Annotated in this window: 23 protein-coding genes; 5 read left to right on the plus strand and 18 right to left on the minus strand. The window is 60.0% G+C overall.

Translation table 11 applies throughout. The features are described 5' to 3' along the window. Positions 1-5: 5 nt before the first annotated feature. Positions 6-419: a flagellar basal body rod protein FlgB gene (gene flgB / locus QOL81_RS03530; protein WP_033634995.1), complete on the minus strand. Its 414-nt coding sequence runs from the start codon at positions 417-419 to the stop codon at positions 6-8. A 160-nt stretch (positions 420-579) separates the two neighbouring features. Here flgB and flgA point away from each other — a divergent pair, with 160 nt between their 5' ends. From flgA to QOL81_RS03555, 5 genes are all read left to right on the plus strand, one after another. Next, a complete protein-coding gene (gene flgA / locus QOL81_RS03535; RefSeq protein WP_060420907.1) occupies positions 580-1,233 on the plus strand; it encodes a flagellar basal body P-ring formation chaperone FlgA in 654 nt (217 codons plus the stop codon). A gap of 129 nt (positions 1,234-1,362) precedes the next feature. Continuing rightward, positions 1,363-1,674 (plus strand): flagellar biosynthesis anti-sigma factor FlgM, encoded by a 312-nt coding sequence (flgM, locus tag QOL81_RS03540; RefSeq protein ID WP_019452957.1) that lies wholly within the window; start codon positions 1,363-1,365, stop codon positions 1,672-1,674. Positions 1,675-1,714: 40 nt separating this feature from the next. Next, complete coding sequence (locus QOL81_RS03545) at positions 1,715-2,149, plus strand: flagella synthesis protein FlgN (protein ID WP_033634998.1); 435 nt, start codon at positions 1,715-1,717, stop codon at positions 2,147-2,149. Between the two features lie 228 nt (positions 2,150-2,377). Next, a complete protein-coding gene (locus QOL81_RS03550) occupies positions 2,378-2,749 on the plus strand; it encodes a type II toxin-antitoxin system RelE/ParE family toxin (protein WP_033647787.1) in 372 nt (123 codons plus the stop codon). Then, entirely contained in the window at positions 2,746-3,048 is a 303-nt protein-coding gene (locus QOL81_RS03555) for a helix-turn-helix domain-containing protein (RefSeq protein ID WP_038876832.1), read from the plus strand. The genes QOL81_RS03550 and QOL81_RS03555 overlap by 4 nt, the downstream gene beginning before the upstream one ends. 2 nt (positions 3,049-3,050) lie before the next feature. Here QOL81_RS03555 and QOL81_RS03560 read toward each other — a convergent pair whose 3' ends face one another. The 17 genes from QOL81_RS03560 to flhD form a co-directional block, all read right to left on the minus strand. Then, a complete protein-coding gene (locus QOL81_RS03560) occupies positions 3,051-3,455 on the minus strand; it encodes a flagellar protein FlhE (protein WP_187322520.1) in 405 nt (134 codons plus the stop codon). Beyond that, complete coding sequence (gene flhA, locus QOL81_RS03565) at positions 3,455-5,533, minus strand: flagellar biosynthesis protein FlhA (RefSeq protein ID WP_038876828.1); 2,079 nt, start codon at positions 5,531-5,533, stop codon at positions 3,455-3,457. Before flhA ends, QOL81_RS03560 begins: the two co-directional genes overlap by 1 nt. Beyond that, positions 5,526-6,677 carry a flagellar biosynthesis protein FlhB gene (flhB, locus tag QOL81_RS03570; RefSeq protein WP_047730459.1) on the minus strand — a complete coding sequence of 384 codons (1,152 nt, stop codon included), beginning with the start codon at positions 6,675-6,677 and terminating at the stop codon, positions 5,526-5,528. The genes flhA and flhB overlap by 8 nt, the downstream gene beginning before the upstream one ends. A gap of 126 nt (positions 6,678-6,803) precedes the next feature. Beyond that, a complete protein-coding gene (vapC, locus tag QOL81_RS03575) occupies positions 6,804-7,202 on the minus strand; it encodes a type II toxin-antitoxin system tRNA(fMet)-specific endonuclease VapC (RefSeq protein WP_033640020.1) in 399 nt (132 codons plus the stop codon). Continuing rightward, complete coding sequence (gene vapB / locus QOL81_RS03580; protein WP_041035628.1) at positions 7,202-7,435, minus strand: type II toxin-antitoxin system VapB family antitoxin; 234 nt, start codon at positions 7,433-7,435, stop codon at positions 7,202-7,204. Before vapB ends, vapC begins: the two co-directional genes overlap by 1 nt. 125 nt (positions 7,436-7,560) lie before the next feature. Further along, positions 7,561-8,205 (minus strand): protein phosphatase CheZ, encoded by a 645-nt coding sequence (gene cheZ / locus QOL81_RS03585; protein WP_004934858.1) that lies wholly within the window; start codon positions 8,203-8,205, stop codon positions 7,561-7,563. 10 nt (positions 8,206-8,215) lie between these two features. After that, positions 8,216-8,605 (minus strand): chemotaxis response regulator CheY, encoded by a 390-nt coding sequence (cheY, locus tag QOL81_RS03590; protein WP_004934862.1) that lies wholly within the window; start codon positions 8,603-8,605, stop codon positions 8,216-8,218. Positions 8,606-8,707: 102 nt separating this feature from the next. Continuing rightward, a complete protein-coding gene (locus QOL81_RS03595; RefSeq protein WP_015378262.1) occupies positions 8,708-9,757 on the minus strand; it encodes a protein-glutamate methylesterase/protein-glutamine glutaminase in 1,050 nt (349 codons plus the stop codon). Further along, positions 9,757-10,629 (minus strand): protein-glutamate O-methyltransferase CheR, encoded by an 873-nt coding sequence (gene cheR, locus QOL81_RS03600; protein ID WP_025159837.1) that lies wholly within the window; start codon positions 10,627-10,629, stop codon positions 9,757-9,759. Before cheR ends, QOL81_RS03595 begins: the two co-directional genes overlap by 1 nt. A 37-nt stretch (positions 10,630-10,666) precedes the next feature. Next, the gene (locus tag QOL81_RS03605; RefSeq protein WP_047730456.1) at positions 10,667-12,283 is read right to left on the minus strand and encodes a methyl-accepting chemotaxis protein; all 1,617 of its coding nucleotides are present in this window, start codon (positions 12,281-12,283) and stop codon (positions 10,667-10,669) included. A 76-nt stretch (positions 12,284-12,359) separates the two neighbouring features. After that, the gene (locus QOL81_RS03610; RefSeq protein ID WP_070914636.1) at positions 12,360-14,030 is read right to left on the minus strand and encodes a methyl-accepting chemotaxis protein; all 1,671 of its coding nucleotides are present in this window, start codon (positions 14,028-14,030) and stop codon (positions 12,360-12,362) included. A 195-nt stretch (positions 14,031-14,225) separates the two neighbouring features. Continuing rightward, complete coding sequence (cheW, locus tag QOL81_RS03615; protein WP_025303271.1) at positions 14,226-14,726, minus strand: chemotaxis protein CheW; 501 nt, start codon at positions 14,724-14,726, stop codon at positions 14,226-14,228. A 32-nt stretch (positions 14,727-14,758) separates the two neighbouring features. Further along, complete coding sequence (gene cheA, locus QOL81_RS03620; protein WP_060420780.1) at positions 14,759-16,780, minus strand: chemotaxis protein CheA; 2,022 nt, start codon at positions 16,778-16,780, stop codon at positions 14,759-14,761. Continuing rightward, positions 16,777-17,856 (minus strand): flagellar motor protein MotB, encoded by a 1,080-nt coding sequence (motB, locus tag QOL81_RS03625; protein WP_283439657.1) that lies wholly within the window; start codon positions 17,854-17,856, stop codon positions 16,777-16,779. Before motB ends, cheA begins: the two co-directional genes overlap by 4 nt. Next, positions 17,853-18,740: a flagellar motor stator protein MotA gene (motA, locus tag QOL81_RS03630; protein ID WP_197836927.1), complete on the minus strand. Its 888-nt coding sequence runs from the start codon at positions 18,738-18,740 to the stop codon at positions 17,853-17,855. The genes motB and motA overlap by 4 nt, the downstream gene beginning before the upstream one ends. Positions 18,741-18,885: 145 nt before the next feature. After that, entirely contained in the window at positions 18,886-19,470 is a 585-nt protein-coding gene (gene flhC / locus QOL81_RS03635) for a flagellar transcriptional regulator FlhC (protein ID WP_019452971.1), read from the minus strand. Beyond that, complete coding sequence (gene flhD / locus QOL81_RS03640) at positions 19,470-19,820, minus strand: flagellar transcriptional regulator FlhD (protein WP_033643537.1); 351 nt, start codon at positions 19,818-19,820, stop codon at positions 19,470-19,472. Before flhD ends, flhC begins: the two co-directional genes overlap by 1 nt. Positions 19,821-20,274: the final 454 nt, after the last annotated feature.

Consider the following 20,274-nt stretch of genomic DNA (forward strand, 5'->3'; position numbering starts at 1 on the left):
GCGCCTTATCCTTGTTGCAGCACGGACATCATCCCTTTGATCTGCCCGTTGAGCAGCGTCAGGTCGGTCTGATATTTCAGGCTGTTATCGGCAAAGTTGGTGCGTTCGCGATCCATGTCCACCGTGTTGCCGTCCATCGACGGCTGGTCCGGTACCCGGTACAACAGATCGAGCTGCGGCGGCTGCAGGGTTTGCGCCGGGATGTGGCGCGCCGCCGTCAGGTTCAGCGACATGCCGTTGCCGTTGACGCGCCCTTGTTCCAGCACTTTGTTCAATTGGCTGGCGAAATCGATATCCCGCGCCTGATAACCCGGTGTGTCTGCGTTGGCGATGTTGGCGGCCAGAATTTCCTGCCGCTGGGCGCGCAAGTTCAGCGCCTCTTGGCCAAAGCGCAGAGCCGCGTCCAGTTTGTCGAGCATGCTCCCTCCGCGAGGTTAGAATTTGGAGTCGACAGGATAAACGTCCCCAGCGCCACCCTATCGCGGGAATAGACGCAAAATGGGGCGCTATTTATCTGCTTAGCCTGCGCGCGCTGCGGGTACACTTACGCGTATCCCGATGAAGCTTGAGAAGATGACGATGAAAGGTAAAATGCTGCTGCTTATCGGCCTGCTGTGCAGTCTGAACGCGCGCGCCGACGATCTGGCGACGCAAATCGAAAGCTTCATCAAAGGCAAGTTCACCGGCGAGCCGGTACAGGTGAAAGTGCGGGTGCGCACGCCGCCGGCCCAATGGCCCGCCTGCGAACTGCCCCAGCTGTCGCTGCCGCCCAACGCGCGGATCGGCGGCAACGTCAGCATTTCGGCGCGCTGTGGCCAGGAGCGGCGTTTTATCCAGACGCAGGTGCAGGTGTTCGGCCGCTATCTGGTTTCGGCGCGCGGCATCAGCGCCGGCAGCCGGTTGACCGCGGCGGATCTGGCGTTGAAGGAAGGCCGGCTCGATACCCTGCCGCCGCGCGCGCTGACCGAAGCGGGCAAAGCGTTAGGCGCCGTCAGCCTGCGCAATATCAGCCCCGGCCAACCGCTGACCCTCGCCATGCTGCGCCGCGCCTGGATTATCAAAGCCGGGCAACCGGTACAGGTCACCGCGCAGGGCGAAGGGTTCAACATCAGCGGTGCGGGCAAGGCGATGAACAACGCCGCCGCCGAAGACAGCGTGCGCGTGCGCATGGCGTCCGGGCAGATCGTCAGCGGCGTGGTCGGGGACGACGGCGCGATTCGCATTACGTTATAAAAAAGTAAAGGTTCCGCAAACCTTGCCGATAAGACAAATCAAGCAGCATTTTATTGGCCACCAGGGCCGCAAAACTTTCATTGCAGCGTCGTCGCCCCCGAGCGGTCACGGCGTAAACGGAGATGGACCATGAGTATCGATCGCACCCAGCGGTTACAGCCGGTTTCCACTGTGCAACCGCGTGAAACCCCGGCCGACAACCCGCTCCAACCGCGTAAGGCCGCCGTGGCCGAAACGGCCGTCAGCGGCACACAGGTCAAACTGAGCGAGGCGCAGGCGCGCCTGATGCAGCCGGGCACCCAGGATATCGATATGGGCCGGGTCGAGGCCATCAAGCAGGCGATCCGCAACGGCGAACTGAAGATGGACGCCGGCAAAATCGCCGACGCGCTGCTGCAAGACGCGCAGAGCGACATTCAATGGATCGCCGGGCGCGACTGACGGCGCGGCGGCGAGTAGCGGTAAAGGATAAGTCATCACTATGGAAAACCTGGCACAACTGCTGGATAAACTGTTGGAAACGCTGCAGGCGCTCAATGGCGTGCTGGAGGAAGAGCACGACTTGCTGTGTTCCGGCCAGTTGCCCGGCGTGGCGCTGCAGCGCGTAACCGATGCCAAAAGCCAACTGCTGGCGACGGTCGCCTACCTCGAGCAACAGCGCCTGGGGCAGGAAAAAGCCTGCGGGCAACGCGCGCCCTACGCCAGCCATGCGCCCTTGGCCGATCGCTGGCAACGCGTTCAGCTGCTGAGCCAAACGCTGCGCGAGAAGAATCAGCACAATGGCCTGTTGCTCAATCAGCAGATCGACCATAACGCTCAGGCGCTGGCGATCCTCAGCAAGAACAACAAATCGCTGTATGGCCCGGACGGCCAGTCGCACGCCGGCAGCCTGCTCGGCAGAAAAATCGGCGTCTAAGCCCTGATTTCGCCCGGTGTGCGCACCACCGGGCGCGGGTTTACCCGGCTATGCGCGCCCTCTCGCATTTTCTTCTTATCGCTTTCTGAATTCCCTTAACGTTATGCGCCAGGCTGCGCAGAACGGATATTTGCCTGTTCCTCATCACTCCCTATTTCGTCATCTTAGCTCGGTCGTTAAACATCTTGATCTATACCCACTAAGGGTATATTTTCACACGGAGAGTGAATGACCGACATTTATCTCACAAAAGCCTTCCAGACATTTGCCGGCGACGAACGCATCAGTGACGCCACGATAGTGAAAGCGGCGCGAGAGATGCAAAATCAGTTGTACGACGCCAATCTCGGTGGTTGCGTTTACAAAAAACGCATCGCCCGGATGGGGAGTGGAAAACGGCGCGGGTATCGGGTATTAATCGCAACGGCAGATGAAGGCAGGATCTTTTTCATGTATGGCTTTGCCAAAAACGAAAGAGACAACATCAATCAGGATGAGTTAATTTCCTGGCGGCATTTGGCGGCGCTGTATCTGGATTATTCACCATTCAGACTGTATCAGCTGGTCAACTGCGGGGAATTAATAAGGTTACAACTATGAGCAAGATGCTGAAATCGATCCACCAGGAAGTTCAGGGCCTGCACCGCGCCGGTTTCGTCGACGACGTGACCATGCGCACCTTCGACATGCTGTGTCTGCGGCCGGTGAAACAGTTCGGGCCGGCCGAGATCCGCGCGCTGCGCGAACGGGAAAACGTCAGTCAGCCGGTGTTTGCGCTGTATCTCAACGTCAGTAAAAAGGCGGTACAAAAATGGGAGCGCGGCGAAGCGCAACCGAACTCCGCCGCAATGAAGCTGCTGTCACTGGTGGAACGCAACGGCCTGCAAATTCTGGCCTGACCCTACTGATAATTGACGATGACCTGATTGCCAATCACGCGCAGCGGCGGATTCAACCCGCCTTGCGACTGCACGTAATAGACAAAGCGCAATTCCGCATTGGCCGGTTCGCCCTGCAAACCGTTGCTGCTGCCGCTGCCGCCGCCGAGCGGAATGCAGCGGTTCACCGTACACAGCTGGGCCTGCAGCCCGACCGGCTCCGGCCCCAGTAAACGGTAGCGCCAGCTGACGCTGGTGATGCGCGCATTGGCATCCGGCAACGCGTTCGGCGGCCGCAAACCGGCGGACTCATCGCGCATGCCGCCCTGTTCCAACGTCACGCCCCCCCCTTCGGCCACCCAGGAACCGGACACCGCACCGGCGGTTAACGGCGCCAGCAAACACAACACGAACAGAAAGCGTTTCATCAGGCGGCTCCAATGGTCGACGTCATGCGAATCTGGCGATCGTCGTTGATTTCGAGGTTGGACAACACCACGATCTGCGGCAGGCTGCGGCGCAGGAAGCGCGCCAGCAAGGCCCGCAGCGCATGGTTGACCAGCAGCACCGGCGGCGCGCTGAGCATCTCTTGCCGCTGCAGCGCCTGGCGCGCCTGATCCAGCAGGCGATCGGCCAGCCCCGGCTCCAGGCCGCCACCGCCCTGCAACGCCTGCAACAACAGGCGCTCCAGTTGGGTATCCAAACCGATGACCTGAATCTCGCCGTTGCCCGGGAACCACTGCTGCGTGATCGCCCTGCCCAGCGCTACCCGCACCACGGTGGTCAGCTCATAAGGATCGCTTTGCGCCGGAGCATGCTCCGCCAGCGTTTCGACGATGGTGCGCATATCGCGGATAGAAACACGCTCGGCCAGCAGGTTTTGCAGCACCTTGTGCAGCGTGGTCAGTGATACCACACCCGGCACGAAGTCTTCGGTCAGTTTCGGCATCTCCTGCGACACGCGATCCAGCAACTGTTGGGTTTCCTGGCGGCCAAACAGCTCGCTGGCGAACTGGCCGATCAGGTGATTGAGGTGCGTCGCCACTACGGTGCTGGCTTCCACCACGGTAAAGCCCTGGATCTGCGCCTGCTCGCGCAAGGCGCTGTCGATCCACACCGCCTCGAGCCCAAAGGCCGGATCGACGGTTTTGTCTCCCGCCAGCTCACCCACGGCATTGCCGGGGTTGATCGCCAGCCAGCGGCCCGGCTGCGCTTCACCGCTGCCGATCTCGACGCCTTTCATCAGAATGCGGTAGCTGGCAGGCGGCAGTTCCAGGTTGTCGCGAATGTGTACCACCGGCGGCAGATACCCCATGTCCTGCGCGAATTTCTTGCGAATACCGCGGATACGCCCCAGCAGCTCGCCGTTCTGTTGAAAATCGACCATCGGAATCAGCCGGTAACCCACCTCCATCCCCAGCGGATCCTCCAACTGCACGTCGGCCCAGCTGGCTTCGGCGGCCTGTGGGTTGTCCGGCATCACCGGCGCCTCCACCGCTTTCGGTGCCTGTTGTTCACGGCCGCGCAGCCACCAGGCCAGGCCCAGCAAAGCGGCGGTAAACAGCAGGAACACCAGGTTCGGCATGCCCGGCACCAGGCCCAACAGCCCCAGTACCCCGGCGCTCAGCAGCATCACGCGCGGATTGTTGAACAGCTGGCCCACCATCTGCTCGCCGACGTCCTGATCGGTCGCGACGCGAGTGACGATAACGCCGGCGGCGGTAGAGATCACCAACGCCGGGATCTGCGCCACCAGGCCGTCGCCGATGGTCAGCAGCGTATAGCTTTCCGCTGCCGCCCCCAGCTCCATGCCGTGTTGCACCACGCCGACCAACAGGCCGCCGACCACGTTCAGCACCATGATCATCAGGCCGGCGATGGCGTCGCCGCGCACGAATTTACTGGCACCGTCCATCGAGCCGTAGAAATCGGCCTCCTGGGTGACTTCGGCGCGGCGTTTCTTCGCTTCGTCCTCGCCGATCAACCCGGCGTTCAGATCGGCGTCGATCGCCATCTGTTTACCCGGCATGCCGTCCAGGACGAAACGCGCGCCCACTTCGGCGATACGCCCGGCCCCCTTGGTGATGACCATGAAGTTGATCAACACCAGGATGATGAACACCACGATACCGATGGCGAAGTTGCCGCCCACCAGGAAGTGCCCGAAGGCTTCCACCACGCGGCCGGCGGCGGCGGAACCGGTGTGCCCCTCCAGCAAGATGATGCGCGTGGACGCGACGTTGAGCGACAAACGCAGCAGCGTGGAGAACAGCAGAATGGTCGGGAAGGCGGCGAATTCGAGCGTGCGCTGGGTGAACATCGCCACCAGCAGCACCATGATCGACAGCGCGATGTTGAAGGTAAACAGCAGGTCGAGGATAAACGCCGGCAACGGCAGCACCATCATCGACAGGATCAACAGGATCAACACCGGGCCGGCCAACACCTGCCACTGCGTATCTTTAAAATTGCCCGGCAAACGAAGCAGGGAGGCCAAATTAGCCATCAGAGTCACTCTCTCTTGCAAAATCCAGTGCTTCCGGCACCGGTAAACGTTCAGGTTTTTTCGGGATCAGGCCGCCCTCGCGCCGCCAGCGGCGCAGTTGGTACACCCAGGCCAGCACTTCGGCGACCGCGGCATACAGGGTGGCCGGAATATGTTGTCCAATCTCGCTGTGTCGATACAGCGCACGCGCCAGCGGCGGCGCTTCCAGCATCGGGATGCGGTGCTCCGCACCGAGTTCGCGAATGCGCAAGGCGATTTCGCCGGCCCCCTTGGCCAGCACTTTCGGCGCACTCATTTTTTTGTCGTTGTACTGCAACGCGACGGCGTAGTGCGTCGGGTTGGTGACGATCACGTCCGCCTTGGGCACATCGGCCATCATGCGGCGCCGGGCGATCGCCCGCTGCTGCTGGCGAATACGTCCCTTAACGTGCGGGTCCCCTTCCTGGTCTTTGAATTCGTCGCGAATATCCTGCTTGGTCATCTTCAGCTTTTTGAAGTGGCTCCACAGCTGGTAGAACACGTCGAACGCCACCATCGGCGTCAATCCCAGCACCACCAGAAAACCGCAGAACAGAATCATCTGCAGCGCATTGCCCAACGCGTCGAGCGGCTGCTGGGTCATCAGATGCAGCATTGCCGCCCAGTTATGCCAGAGATAGAGGCCTGTCACCCAGCCGACCAGCGTCGCTTTCAGGATCCCTTTCAGCAGCTCGGCCAGCACCTGGCTGGAAAAGATGCGCTTCAACCCGGACAACGGGTTCAGCCGTTTCAAATCGAATTTGATCGACTTGCCGCTGAACAGAATGCCCCCCAACAGCATCGGCGCGGCGAGCGCCACCAGCACCAGCCCCGCCATGATTGGCAACAGCGCCAGTACGGCCTGGCGCAGCAACATGCCCAGCTGGCGCAGCATCTGTTTATCGTTGCTGACCATGCCATGGTCGAAGTTCAACCCCTGCGTGAGCATCGCCGCCAGCTGTTGCGCCATGTTGCTGCCGGACATCAGGATGATCGCGAGGCCCGAGAGCAGCATCAGTACCGAGGTCAGTTCGCGGGAACGCGGGATCTGGCCGTCTTCACGCGCCTTCTCCAGCCTGTGGGGCGTGGGGGCCTCGCTTTTTTCCAGATCGCTGTCTTCAGCCACGAAACGCCGTTCCTGTGTCGAGAGGGTAAAGAATGGCGGTCAGCATGCCAAAAAATTGGCGATGTCATTGACGGAACAACGGGGGAAAAGGCGGGTTATTTAGGGGATGAGACCATCAGGGAGAGGTTACAACCAATTTTCCAGCCGCAAACCCTCAACGCGCTCAAATTCGCGTCGATTATTGGTCACCAGGATCAATCCTTCGCTGCGCGCATGCCCGGCGATATGTAGATCGTTTACGCCAATAGGCGTTCCCTGGCGTTCCAGCGCAGCCCGGATGTTGCCGTAGTGCGATGCTGCTTTGGCGCTGTAATCGAGAATGTCCAATCGGGAGACAAAATCCTCAACGACTCTGGCGTTCACCGCTGGGCGAGCGCTTTTCTCCACCCCGTGAACCAATTCGCCATAGGTGATCGACGAAATGACCATTTTACCTGCATAGCGATTGAATGCCTCCAGCACTTCCAGCGGGCGGCGCTTAATGACATAGATAACAATGTTGGTGTCCAGCATATGGCTGAACATCAAAAATCTTCCCGCTCGCGCTGGTGCTGCCCGGCACGTTCATTGAGGAAATCATCGCTCACCTCATTTTCCGCACAGAAGAAGCTATCCCAGGTATTCTCCAGGGGGGCAAGAATGCGCTCTTTGCCCACTACGCGGACGGTCACTTTAGAAACGGTATCAGGGAAACGCACCTCTGCAGGCAAGCGTACAGCCTGTGTCCGATTATTGGTAAAGACAGAACCTAACGTCATGGCGACCTCCTTTAACTGGAGTACAAATTATAACCGCCATGATGTATATAGCAATGCTATATACATTAATCTTTGCGGGACACCGCGCAACTTTCGGGGCGCGCCGTCGCGCGCCCCGAAAAGCCTCAGAAACCGAGGCTGTCGAGCAGATCGTCGACCTGCGCCTGGTTGGCGATCACGCCGACGCCGTTCTGGTCGAGCTGCGGGCCGTTCAGCAGGCTGTCGTTCGGCCGTTTTTCCTTCACCGGCTGCTCCGGCATGTTTTCCATCAGCACCATCAGCAGCTGCTTTTCGATCTCCTGCACCACGTCCATCATGCGCTTGATCACCTGGCCGGTCAGATCCTGGAAGTCCTGCGCCATCATGATTTCCAGCAGTTGGGCATTGGTGAAGGCCGTATGGCCCGGCACCTGATCCAGATACTGGCGCGTGTCGTTAACCAGAGAACGCGCGTCGTCCAGTTCGATGGGGTTGGCGAACCACTCGTCCCAGCGCCCTTTCAACGCGTTCGCGCCGGATTCCAGCTCCGCCTGGCGCGGTTGCGCCGCCTCCACGCAGTTCAACGCCCGTTCCGCCGCCTGCGCCGTCATGGTTACGACATAGTCAAGACGGTCGCGCGCATCCGGGATCGCCTCTGCCGCCTGGGCAATCGCCTGATCGAGCCCCAGTTCGCGCATGCTGTCGCGCAGCATTCGGGTCAGTTGGCCGATGCGGGAGATGATCTCTCCCGCGGTCGCTGCATCGCTGGCAGGCATTGGAATGTCTCTCATCGCCCTCTCCTTACATGCCCAATTTTTCAAAAATCTTGTTGAGCTTTTCTTCCAGCGTCGCCGCCGTAAAAGGTTTCACTACATAACCGCTGGCGCCGGCCTGCGCCGCCGCGATGATATTTTCTTTCTTGGCTTCCGCCGTCACCATCAGTACCGGCATCGCGGCCAGCGCGCTATCGGCGCGGATGGTTTGCAGCAGCTCCAGCCCGTCCATGTTCGGCATGTTCCAGTCGGACACCACAAAGTCGAAACCGCCGGCGCGCAGCTTGTTCAGCGCATCCGCGCCGTCTTCAGCTTCTTCGACGTTGTTGAAGCCCAGCTCTTTGAGCAAATTTCTGACGATGCGGCGCATGGTGGAGAAATCGTCCACAACCAGAAATCTGAGGTTCTTGTCTGCCATTGTTACTCCTGAAATAGTTAACCGTTTAATGATGCAAAACCGCAGGCCGCCGCGCGGCGAACCTGGGTCATATCGCCGCCGGGAAGACCCTGCGGACTAAAATCAAATGCGCAATGCCTGGCCGCCGGCGATCTGCGCCAGCATGCGCTGGCTCATCCTGTCCAGCTCGACCACTTCGCTGACGCCGCCGCTGGCGATCGCCTCGCGCGGCATGCCGAACACCACGCAGCTCGCCTCGTTCTGCGCCAGGGTATAGGCCCCGGCGCGGTGCATCTCCAGCATCCCCGCCGCTCCGTCGTTGCCCATCCCGGTGAGGATCACGCCCACCGCATTGCGGCCGGCATATTGCGCCACCGAGCGGAACAGCACGTCGACCGAGGGGCGATGGCGGTTGACCGCCGGGCCGTCATGCAGCTTCACCTGATAGTTGGCGCCGCTGCGCGTCAGCTCCAGGTGACGATCCCCCGGAGCGATGTAGGCGTGGCCCGGCAGTACGCGCTCGCCGTCCTCCGCTTCTTTCACCGTGATCTGGCACAGCTTGTTCAGCCGCTCGGCGAACGAACGGGTGAAACCCGGCGGCATGTGCTGGGTGATCAGCAGCGCCGGGCTGGTTGCCGGCAACGGCTGCAGCACCTGGCGGATCGCTTCGGTGCCGCCGGTGGAAGCGCCGATGGCGATCAGTTTTTCACTGCTCAGCAGCGGCGCATGGCTGAGGATCGCCGGCGCCGGGCTGCTGGAACGCTGCGGCAGGCGTGCTCTGGCGGCGGTGCGGATCTTCTCGGCAATCAGCTCGCTGTAGGCCAACATGCCCTCGCGAATGCCGAGCTGCGGTTTGGTCACGAAGTCCACCGCGCCCAGTTCCAGCGCGCGCAGCGTGATTTCCGAGCCTTTGCCGGTCAGCGAAGAGACCATCACCACCGGCATCGGCCGCAGGCGCATCAGCTTCTCGAGGAAATCCAGCCCGTCCATGCGCGGCATCTCGACGTCCAGCGTCAGCACCTGAGGATTAAATTTTTTGATCAGATCGCGCGCCACCAACGGATCCGGCGCGGTCGCCACCATCTCCATGTCGGCGTGGCCGTTCACGATTTCCGTCATCAGCTGGCGCATCAGTGCCGAATCGTCTACGCATAACACTCTGATTTTACTCATTACCTCTCCTTGGTCAGCCCATACACGGTCTGCCCACGCAAGTAGAAATCCCGGCTGATCTGGCTGAAATTCTCGGAGTGGCCGGCAAACATCAGCCCCCCCGGCTTAAGCAAGGGAACGAAGCGGCGCAGGATGCGCTCCTGCGTCGCCTTATCGAAATAGATCATGACGTTGCGGCAAAAAATGGCGTCGAATTGCCCCGGCAGCGCCCACTCCGGCGCCAGCAGGTTCAGCGGCTGAAAGTTCACCCGCGCCGCCAGTTCCGGCCGCACGCGCACCAGCCCCTGATGCGGCCCGGTGCCGCGCAGAAAATAGCGCTGCATTTGGGTCGGCGTCAGGGTGCGCAGATCTTCTTGGCGGTAAACGCCCGCCTCCGCTTTTTCCAGCACCTGCGTATCGATATCGCTGGCCCAAACCTGGCAACTGCCGGCCCGTTGGCCCAATGCATCGCTCAGCGTGATGGCGATCGAATACGGTTCTTCGCCGGTCGAGGCCGCGGTGCTCCAGACGCTGTAGCCGTTCGGCCGCGAGCGCGCGTGCTCCGCCAGGATCGGGAAGTGATGCGCCTCGCGGAAAAAGGCCGTCAGGTTGGTGGTCAGCGCGTTGATAAACGCCTGCCACTCCGCGCTGTTCGGGTCGCTTTCCAGCAGCGCCAGGTAGTCGCCGAAATCGTGCAATCCCAACAGCCGCAAACGGCGCACCAGGCGGTTGTAAACCATCTCGCGCTTATGCTCCGCCAGCACAATGCCGGCGCGTTGATAAATCAACTGGCTGATACGGCGAAAATGCACGTCCGACAGCGGCAGGCGCTGCACCATTTGCGTCAACATCGACGCAGTATCCCGGTTAGAAGTTGACGGCGCCTGTTTCATGCCACCTCACCGGGGAAAAACGTGCTGCTTATGCGGTTTAACAATCTTGGGCTTCCTTTACCACGGGTGAAACTGCGTTGTTGCTGTTACCTGGCGCGACGAAGTTATCGTCCGCCAGACGGAATACCGCGACCGCGTCGGCCAGGGTAATGGCCTGCTCTTCCAGCGCGGTGGCGGCCGAAGCGGACTCTTCCACCAGCGCGGCGTTCTGCTGGGTGACCTGATCCATCTGGGTCACCGCCTGCGTCACCTGCTCGATGCCGCGGCTCTGTTCATCCGAAGCCGACGCGATCTCGCCCATGATGTCGGTCACGCGGGTCACCGAACGCACGATGTCCTGCATGGTGGCGCCGGAGTTTTCCACCAGCACCGAGCCGTGTTTGACGCGGCTGACCGATTCGTCGATCAGCACCTTGATCTCTTTCGCCGCCTGCGCGCTGCGGCTCGCCAGGTTGCGCACTTCGCCGGCGACCACGGCGAAACCGCGCCCCTGTTCACCGGCGCGCGCCGCTTCCACCGCCGCATTGAGCGCCAGAATGTTGGTCTGGAAAGCGATGCCGTCAATCACGCTGGTGATGGCGCCGATTTTCTGCGAACTGTTGGCGATATCGTGCATGGTGGTCACCACGTCGCCGGCCAGTTCGCCGCCCTTGGCCGCGGTGGCCGAGGCGTCGCGCGCCAGCTGAGAGGCCTGCCGCGCATTGTCGGCGTTCTGTTTCACCGTGGCGGTCAGCTGTTCCATGCTGGCGGCGGTCTCTTCCAGCGAAGCGGCCTGCTGCTCGGTGCGGGAAGAGAGATCGTTATTGCCTTCGGATATCTCCTGCAGGCCGATCAGAATCGACTCCGCCCCGTCGCGCACCGCGCCGACGGTACCGATCAGCGACTGCTGCGTGCGTTGCAGGCTGGCGAACAGCATGCTGATTTCATTGCGGCCATACACCTGAATCGGCGTCGCCAAATCACCGGCGGCGATGCGTTCAAAGTGGCTGCGGATTTGGTTCAGCGGCTGCACCAGCATGGTACGCAGCCACCACATGGCGCTGCCGGTCACCACGATCAGCATCAAGACCGCCCCCGCCAGCATCAGGCCCGCCAGCGTGAAGGAGAACTGGTTGGCGTCTCTGGCTTCGCTGATGTCGCCGTTGACCAGCTGCAGGTACTGCACGAAGTCGGCCTCGAACAGGTCCTGGGTTTTCTGCGTCGGCTGATCCATAAATGCCTGCAGCTCCCCCTTCTCCAGGAAGCCGATCAGCTCGCGCAGCGCGCCGCGCAGCCGCTCGTAGCTGGCCTTGGTCGTTGCCGTCTGCTGACTCTGTTGCTCACTGCTGCGCTCAACCGCCATGAACTGATTGAAATAGAGATCGGCCTTCTGCAGCGAACTGCGGGCGCTGCTCATCAATTCGTTCACCTGCTCCTGCGGCAGTTTCAGCGCCGCGCGGGTGCCGGCGCGGTTCAGCGTATTGCGCGCCTGCAACAGCGACACCCAGCTCAGGCTGAGCGAATCGCGCTGCTGGCTGCCGAGGGTGATGATGTCGAGGTTGTGGTTATCGGAGCGAAACGCGGAATACGACAGGCCGCTGCTGGCCAACTGCAGAACGCAGAAGGTCATCAACAACAGGAACAAGCTGGTAGAGATACGGATTCGGTTAAACACTGTGAACCTCCTTGCAGCCGGCCGGCGACCGGCCTACGTAGGGAAAAGGGCCTCTGCGAGAGAGGCCCGATACCAGTCAGAACGTTTCCCAGTTATCCTGCAGATCGCTGGCGTTCATTTTCTTATGATTGATTACCGGTGTTACCGTCGCCTTGCTGGTGGCAGGCGCTTTAAACTCTTCCTGGCCTTCCGACCTCAGGCGGAATACCGCCACCGACTGGGTCAGCATGCTGGCCTGTTCTTCCAGCGCTGCCGCCGCCGAGGCGGATTCTTCCACCAACGAGGCGTTCTGCTGGGTCACGCGGTCCATTTCCGCTACCGCCTGGCCAACCTGATCGATACCGCGGCTCTGCTCGTCAGAAGCCGACGCGATTTCGCCCATGATGTCGGTCACGCGGGTAACGGCGTTGACGATGTCGCCCATGGTTTCGCCGGCGCTTTCTACCAGCACGGAGCCCATATCGACGCGGCTGACCGAGTCTTCGATCAGGCCTTTGATCTCTTTCGCCGCCTGCGCGCTGCGCTGCGCCAGGTTGCGCACTTCACCTGCCACCACCGCGAAGCCGCGGCCCTGCTCGCCGGCGCGCGCCGCTTCCACCGCGGCGTTCAACGCCAGGATGTTGGTCTGGAAGGCGATGCCGTCGATCACGCCGGTGATATCGGCGATTTTCTGCGAGCTGCCGGCGATGTCGTGCATGGTCTGCACCACGTTGGCCACGACCTTGCCGCCTTTCTGCGCAGTTTCGGAGGCGCTCAGCGCCAGCTGTGAAGCCTGACGGGCGTTTTCGGCGTTCTGTTTCACCGTCGCGGTCAGCTGTTCCATGCTGGCGGCGGTTTCTTCCAGCGAAGCGGCCTGCTGCTCGGTGCGGGAGGAGAGATCGTTGTTGCCCGCGGCGATTTCCGACGCACCGCTGTAGATGGCGTCCGCGCCCTGACGCACGCCGCTGACGGTTTCGATCAGCTCGCTTTGCATGTGTTTCAGGCTGGCCGCCAGCACGCCCATTTCGTTGCGGCTGGTGACGACGATCTGCTGAGTCAGGTCGCCGGCGGCGATCTGTTTGATGTGGTCAATCATGCGGTTCAGCGGGCGCACCAGGATATGATGGATGCCGGTCCAGGCCAGTACGATCACCGCCAGCACCACCACCAGAACCACGATCAGCGTCCAAATGGCCGAGTTGTAGGAGCTGTTGCTGCCGTCGACCGCGATTTGATACAGCTTGCCGTTTTGCTCCAGATAAACGTTGTAGCTCTGCTCAAAGTTGTCCTGGTAGCTCTGCGTAGGCTGATCGAAGAAGGCGTTAATCTTGCCTTCGCCCAGCAGTTGGATCAGTTCGGAGAGCGCGCCGTACAGAATGTCGTACTGTTGCTTAACGCGCTCTGCCGACTGGGGATCCTGACGCGGATCCTGAGGGATTTTTTCGTAAGCGGCATAGTGTCTTTCCGCCTCGGCCAGCTCTTCTTTCGCTTTGCCCAGCAGTTCATCAATGGTGGCGCCGCTGCCGATCTTATTGGTATCCATCATGTAGCGAATACCGGCACGGTTCAGGGAGTTGCGCGCCTGCAGCAGGTCAACGCGGCTTTCACTCAGCTGCAGCTGCTGCTGGCGGATAGTTTGCAGGACGGTAAAGTTTTCCTTATCGCTTTTCAGCGAGGAGAAAAAGAGTCCGCCCGAAATCAACTGCAAGGCGCCAAACAGCACCAACACCAGCAACAGGCTGGTGACCACCTTCATACGATTTAACATGATTTCCCTTGTTGAAGCCCGCGCAGACAGGCTCTGATGACGTTGAATGTGAGAGTTATCGGCGCCGTACGGCAAAACTTTATGCGGGAAAGTAACTATTTTTAGTAGGGGTTCCGGGCTCGGTCGGCGGCGTCGCGACAGGTCAGGAAGAGTGATGGATGAAGGGGGCAGCGCCCTGCCCCCTCGGGTCATGAATCAGACGCTTTTCGCCACGCTGTCGACCAGCGACATCTCTTCGCTGCTCAGCAGCTTTTCGATATCCACCAGGATCAGCATGCGCTCGCCCAGCGAACCGAGACCGGTGAGGTATTCGGTCGCCAGCGTCACCGCGAACTCCGGCGCCGGGCGGATCTGCTCGGCGGTCAGCGACAGCACGTCGGAAACGCCGTCGACCACGATGCCCACCACGCGCTGGCCAAAGTTCAGCACGATCACCACGGTGTTTTCATCGTAAGACACGCTTTGCTGCGAGAATTTCACCCGCAGATCGATGATCGGGACGATCACGCCGCGCAGGTTAGTGACGCCCTTGATGAACGCCGGCGTGTTGGCGATACGGGTCACCTGATCGTAGCCGCGAATTTCCTGCACCTTGAGGATGTCGATGCCGTACTCCTCGTTGCCCAGGGTAAAAATCAGAAACTCTTGCCCTACCGTTTCGCCAGCCAATTTGCTGACGGCTGCCAATCCTGCCATATCATTCACCTTTTAAATCAATAAACTCATTATTATGCGGCGGCGTCCGTCAGACGCTTTTCACGGTTCAAGGTTTGCAACGCCGAGACATCGACGATCAAGGCCACGCTGCCGTCGCCCAAAATGGTCGCGGCGGAGATGCCCGGCACTTTGCGGTAGTTGCTTTCCAGATTCTTCACCACCACCTGATGTTGGCCAATCAGCTGATCCACCAGCAACGCATAGCGGCGGCCGGCGCTTTGCAGGATAACGACGATGCCCTGCGTGGCGTCGGTTTTGGCGCCTTCCACTTCAAATACCCGATACAGCTCCACCAGCGGCAGATATTCGCCGCGCACCTGCAGCACGCGTTCGCCGCCGGCCAGCGGATGCAGATCTTCTGCCTGCGGCTGCAGCGATTCCATTACCGCGTTCAGCGGCAGGATAAAGACTTCGTCGTTCACCTTGACCGACATGCCGTCGAGGATCGCCAGCGTCAGCGGCAGCAGGATGCGGATGGTGGTGCCTTTACCGGCCTGCGAACGGATCTCGACGTGGCCGCCCATCTCCTGAATATTCCGTTTCACCACGTCCATGCCGACGCCGCGGCCGGAAACGTCGGTCACCTGCTCGGCGGTGGAGAAGCCCGGTGCGAAGATCAGCATGCCGACCTCTTCATCGCTCATGCTGTCGCTCACCGCCAGCCCTTGCGACGCGGCCTTGGCGAGAATTTTTTCGCGGTTCAGGCCCGCGCCGTCGTCGATAACCTCAATGCAGATGTTGCCGCCCTGGTGTTCGGCCGACAGCACCAGATTGCCCACCGCCGACTTGCCGGCGGCGATGCGGGTGGCCGGCTCTTCGATACCGTGATCGAGGCTGTTGCGCACCAGGTGCGTCAACGGATCGATAATGCGTTCGATCAGGCTTTTGTCCAGTTCGGTGGAACTGCCCTGCAGCGTCAGCTCCACCTGCTTGTTCAGCTTGCCAGCCAGATCGCGCACCAGGCGCGGATAGCGGCTGAAGACGTATTCCATCGGCATCATGCGGATCGACATTACCGACTCCTGCAGATCGCGCGCGTTACGCTCCAGCTGGCTCATGCTGTTCAACAGGTCGCCGTGGTTCACCGGATCGAGCGTGCCGGAGCGCTGCGCCAGCATCGACTGGGTGATCACCAGCTCGCCCACCAGGTTGATCAGCTGATCCACCTTTTCCACCGCCACGCGAATGCTGGTGGACTCGCTCGCCTTGGCGCGCGCTTTCGGCGCTTCCGCCGGAGCGGCGGCCGGTTTGGCGGCAGGCGGCGCGGCGTTCGCGACCGGCGCAGGTGCAGGTTCCGGCGCGGCGACCGCTGCCGGTAAGCTCGCTTCTGCAACGGCCGGTTCGCTCTGCGTCGGCGTCGAGAAGCTGATTTGTTCCGGCTCCAGCACGAAACACAGCACGGCGCTGATGTCGTCTTCGCTGGCGGAGGTGAGCAACGTCACGTCCAGACTGTGTTCCGTCTGATGAGGGTCTTTAACCTCGCCGAGGTTGCCCAGCTCTTCCAACATCAAGGGGATTTCACTGGCTTTCAGCCCGTTCAGGCTGATGCGCATGCCGCCTTCGATCGCCGCCGGCGCAGCCGCCGGCTTCACGACAGGCTGCTGAACGGCCGGTTGAGCCGCAGGCGCCTCCTGCTGCTGTTGCGCCTCCAACGCCAGCTGGCGCAGCGCCTGGCAAATGTATTCAAAGCTTTCGGCATCAGGCTGTTGCGAGGTTTTATAGGCGTCCAGTTGCTCCTGCATAATGTCTTTGGTTTCCAGAAACAGGTTGATAATCTCGGTGCTCAGGCTCATTTCCTGGCGTCTTGCACCGTCCAGCAGGTTCTCCAGCAGGTGGGTCGTTTCCTGCAGCACCGAAAAGCCAAAGGTCGCCGCACCGCCCTTGATCGAGTGCGCCGCGCGGAAAATGGCGTTCAACGGCTCGATATCGGGGGCCAGCGGATCCAACTCCAGCAGGTGTTGCTCCATGTCGGCCAGCAACTCGTCCGCCTCATCAAAGAAGGTCTGATAAAAATCGCTAATGTCCATGCTCACGGGGTCACCTCTGGCTGTGAGTCGCGGTTAGTCGGTGCGGGTGCGGCCGCCGGTTGTTCCGGCGCTTGGCCGGCCGGGGCTATCGCCGGGGATGCCTGCGATTGAGCGACAGGGTCCGCCGCCGGCGGCGGCGTCGCTTGATCGGTCGGCGTTACCGCCTGGGGTTCCGGCGTTTGACTGGCCGGCGCAGTCGCCGATGGCGCCAGCTGCTTCAGGCTAGCCGGCTGGGCGATATCCATCGCGTTGCTTTCGGCATTTTCGTGTTCGATGCCTTCTTGCGTTTGCTTATTCAGCACCAGCACGGTGATGCGACGGTTAATCGCGTCATCGGCACCGTGCTGTTTCAGGCTCATGGTGGCCGCCATGCCCACCACCCGCAGCACTTTGCCTTCCGCCAGGCCGCCGGCGATCAGCTCGCGCCGGGAGGCGTTGGCGCGATCGGCCGACAGTTCCCAGTTGCTGTAGCCGCGCTCGCCGGTGGCGTAAGGGATATCATCAGTGTGGCCGGACAGGCTGATCTTGTTCGGCAGGTCGTTAAGGATCGGCGCTATCGCCCGCAGAATATCGCGCATATAGCTCTCGACCTGCGCGCTGCCGGTTTTGAACATCGGCCGGTTCTGACTATCGATAATCTGGATGCGCAGCCCTTCGTCCATCATGTTGATCAACAGATGCGGTCGCAGCGCCTTCAGGCGCGGGTCGGACTCAATCAATTCGTCCAGCTTTTCGCGCAGCTTGTTCAGGCGCAGCTCTTCAGCGCGCGAGTCCGCCGAGTCAACCTGCTTTCTCACCAGGCCGTGCTGCTGGGTAGGATCGTCGCCGCCGCCCGGGATCGGGCTGCTTTCGGAACTGCTCTTGTCGCCGCTGGTCAGGGCGACCTTGAGCGGCGTGCGGAAATATTCGGCGATCTGCGTCAGCTCCTGCGGGCTGGCGATCGCCAGCAGCCACATCACCAGGAAGAACGCCATCATCGCCGTCATAAAGTCGGCATAAGCGATCTTCCAGGAGCCGCCGTGATGGGCGGCATGATGCGACTTGCGCTTTCTGACCAGAACGACCGGATGATTCTGTTTCATGCTTCTTCTTCCGTCGCCTGCTGCGCCGGCGCTTTCACGCGGCGCACGTGTTCTTCCAGCTCAACGAAAGAAGGACGTTCGGTGGTGTACAGCGTTTTACGGCCAAACTCGACGGCGATCTGCGGCGCGTAACCGTTCAGGCTCGACAGCAGCGTGACCTTGATGCACTGCATCATCTTGACGTTTTCGGCGCTCTTCTGGCGCAGCAACGTGGCCAGCGGCGAGATAAAGCCGTAGGCCAGCAAAATGCCGAGGAAAGTACCGACCATGGCGTTAGCGATCAGCGCGCCCAGTTCCGCTGCCGGCCGATCGGCCGAAGCCAGGGCGTGCACCACCCCCATCACCGCCGCGACGATACCGAACGCTGGCAAGGAGTCGCCCACCATCGCCAGACTGCCGGCGGGCACTTCACTTTCCTGTTCGTATGTTTCGATCTCTTCGTCCATCAGCGCTTCGATCTCGAACGCATTCATATTGCCGCTCACCATCAGCCGTAAATAGTCGGTAATGAACTCCACCAGGGTGTTATCGGCAAGGATGCGCGGATAATTAGAGAAAATTTCACTTTCTTGTGGATTATCGATGTCGAACTCGAGCGACAGCATGCCTTGCTGACGCGATTTGGCCAGCAGGCGGAACAACAGCGCCATCAGATCCATGTACAGATCTTTGTTGTATTTGGAACGGCGCATCAGCCGCGGCAGCGCGCGCAGCGTAGCCTTGATCGCCTTGCCGTTGTTGCCGACGATGAAAGCGCCGACCCCCGCCCCGCCGATAATCAGAAACTCCGCCGGTTGATATAACGCACCGAGATGACCGCCCACGATCAGGTAGCCGCCAAACACCGCACCCAATACCACGAGATAACCCAAAATAACTAGCACACGCATTCCTTAAATTAACAATGTGGATGGAAGGTGGGGCAAACGCGCCCTGGCGCGACAGACCAGGCTGCGTGTCTGGGGGCGGCATGCCGCCCCTGCGTATCACACGTCGGTATTCATTGCCGAGAGCCGGCAATGTGGCGGCTCAAATGGCGCGTTTGACCTGCTCGTCCAGCAGTTGAGGAATAATATCGGCCAGTTGCGGCGAAAGTTTACGTCTTTTTACGGCGCGGGATGGGGGTTGGCATAAACTGCAGATGAAACCGTTCAGCGGCTGGTGCGCGTGGGTGATAAATGCGCCGCCACAGCAGCTGCAGGCGGAAAGCTGCAGCATGCCGCTGTCGACGAAACGCACCAGCGTCCAGGCTCGGGTCAGCGCCAGCAGCGGCGCATCGCCGGCCTGCTGGGGGCACTGCTCCAGATAGAGGCGATAGGCTTTAATCACCGCTTCCACCCCGCTGCACTGCCCGCTTTTCATCAGAAACAGGTAGGCGTTGTAAAACATCGACGAGTGAATATTCTGTTCCCAGGTCATAAACCAGTCGGTTGAGAACGGCAACATCCCTTTTGGCGGCGGGCTACCGCGCAACTCCTTATAAAGTTTAATCAAGCGCCCGCGGCTGAGCTGGGTTTCGCTCTCCAGCATCTGCAAACGGGCTCCCAGTGAAATCAGCTCCATGGCGAGCTGAATGTCCTTGGCTTCTTGAACAATACTTTTCTCAACCATCATCAGGCTCTTTTCTTCGTCGGGCTAGCGTCTTTACTCGATAGCTCTTGCAGTAAATGGCTTGATAGCAAAATGCCGGTATGGATTTGTTGCAGATCGTCGACGCGCGACTCTTTGGTCAGGCGTTCGATGGTCTGGTGATCGTTAAAGCGGAAGTGGCAAACCAGCTGGTTGGTCTCGGCCAGTTTGACCATTTGCGGTAAAGTCAGCTGCGCCAACGCGTCGGCCATGGTTTCATCGATACCAAGGCGGAACATCGCGGACGCTTTTTCATCGTTGATCAAACGCTGTGCTAAAAGTAAATATGACAAATTGATGTCATAAATATGCTTAAGTAATTCAGACGTACCCATATTCCCCATCCCGACAGACTATGTTTAAAAACATACGCTGGGTGATAAATTTTATCGCCCGTGACCTGGGTTGTTTCCCAAAGTTGGCAAATTAATCTCTCAAAAACGACTGCTATAATTTTCGCCAATCGCTAAATTCGACCACTGTTCAGTATTTGCTACGAGCGTAAACCAACGTGTATGGATGTACAGCATTCTGCTTCGATAGTGTTTAGTCACCATGAAACTATTTTTACAAATTTAATAAGATTATTCCTAAAGCAGCGCAACTCTACCCCCGAACCATTAGCACACACAATGTAAGTGAGAGGCAATTTTAAATACAATGTGACATAGATCACAAAAATAAAAAATATTTAAGCCAAATACCCCCAAATACGCACATTTATTGACCACCATTTTGCTCACAAAACAGACACAGGTAAAAAAACGTCTTAAAAACAATGTTTATCAG

This window comes from Serratia sp. CC22-02, from assembly GCF_900182895.1.
In the GTDB taxonomy this organism is placed as follows: domain Bacteria; phylum Pseudomonadota; class Gammaproteobacteria; order Enterobacterales; family Enterobacteriaceae; genus Serratia; species Serratia nevei.

Coding starts and splice junctions, on each gene's coding strand:
- flgB (WP_033634995.1), bottom strand. CDS start 419: ATGCTCGACAAACTGGACGCGGCTCTGCGCTTTGGCCAAGAGGCGCTG.
- flgA (WP_060420907.1), top strand. CDS start 580: ATGAAAGGTAAAATGCTGCTGCTTATCGGCCTGCTGTGCAGTCTGAAC.
- flgM (WP_019452957.1), top strand. CDS start 1,363: ATGAGTATCGATCGCACCCAGCGGTTACAGCCGGTTTCCACTGTGCAA.
- QOL81_RS03545 (WP_033634998.1), top strand. CDS start 1,715: ATGGAAAACCTGGCACAACTGCTGGATAAACTGTTGGAAACGCTGCAG.
- QOL81_RS03550 (WP_033647787.1), top strand. CDS start 2,378: ATGACCGACATTTATCTCACAAAAGCCTTCCAGACATTTGCCGGCGAC.
- QOL81_RS03555 (WP_038876832.1), top strand. CDS start 2,746: ATGAGCAAGATGCTGAAATCGATCCACCAGGAAGTTCAGGGCCTGCAC.
- QOL81_RS03560 (WP_187322520.1), bottom strand. CDS start 3,455: ATGAAACGCTTTCTGTTCGTGTTGTGTTTGCTGGCGCCGTTAACCGCC.
- flhA (WP_038876828.1), bottom strand. CDS start 5,533: ATGGCTAATTTGGCCTCCCTGCTTCGTTTGCCGGGCAATTTTAAAGAT.
- vapC (WP_033640020.1), bottom strand. CDS start 7,202: ATGTTCAGCCATATGCTGGACACCAACATTGTTATCTATGTCATTAAG.
- vapB (WP_041035628.1), bottom strand. CDS start 7,435: ATGACGTTAGGTTCTGTCTTTACCAATAATCGGACACAGGCTGTACGC.
- cheZ (WP_004934858.1), bottom strand. CDS start 8,205: ATGAGAGACATTCCAATGCCTGCCAGCGATGCAGCGACCGCGGGAGAG.
- cheY (WP_004934862.1), bottom strand. CDS start 8,605: ATGGCAGACAAGAACCTCAGATTTCTGGTTGTGGACGATTTCTCCACC.
- QOL81_RS03595 (WP_015378262.1), bottom strand. CDS start 9,757: ATGAGTAAAATCAGAGTGTTATGCGTAGACGATTCGGCACTGATGCGC.
- cheR (WP_025159837.1), bottom strand. CDS start 10,629: ATGAAACAGGCGCCGTCAACTTCTAACCGGGATACTGCGTCGATGTTG.
- QOL81_RS03610 (WP_070914636.1), bottom strand. CDS start 14,030: ATGTTAAATCGTATGAAGGTGGTCACCAGCCTGTTGCTGGTGTTGGTG.
- cheW (WP_025303271.1), bottom strand. CDS start 14,726: ATGGCAGGATTGGCAGCCGTCAGCAAATTGGCTGGCGAAACGGTAGGG.
- motB (WP_283439657.1), bottom strand. CDS start 17,856: ATGAAACAGAATCATCCGGTCGTTCTGGTCAGAAAGCGCAAGTCGCAT.
- flhC (WP_019452971.1), bottom strand. CDS start 19,470: ATGATGGTTGAGAAAAGTATTGTTCAAGAAGCCAAGGACATTCAGCTC.
- flhD (WP_033643537.1), bottom strand. CDS start 19,820: ATGGGTACGTCTGAATTACTTAAGCATATTTATGACATCAATTTGTCA.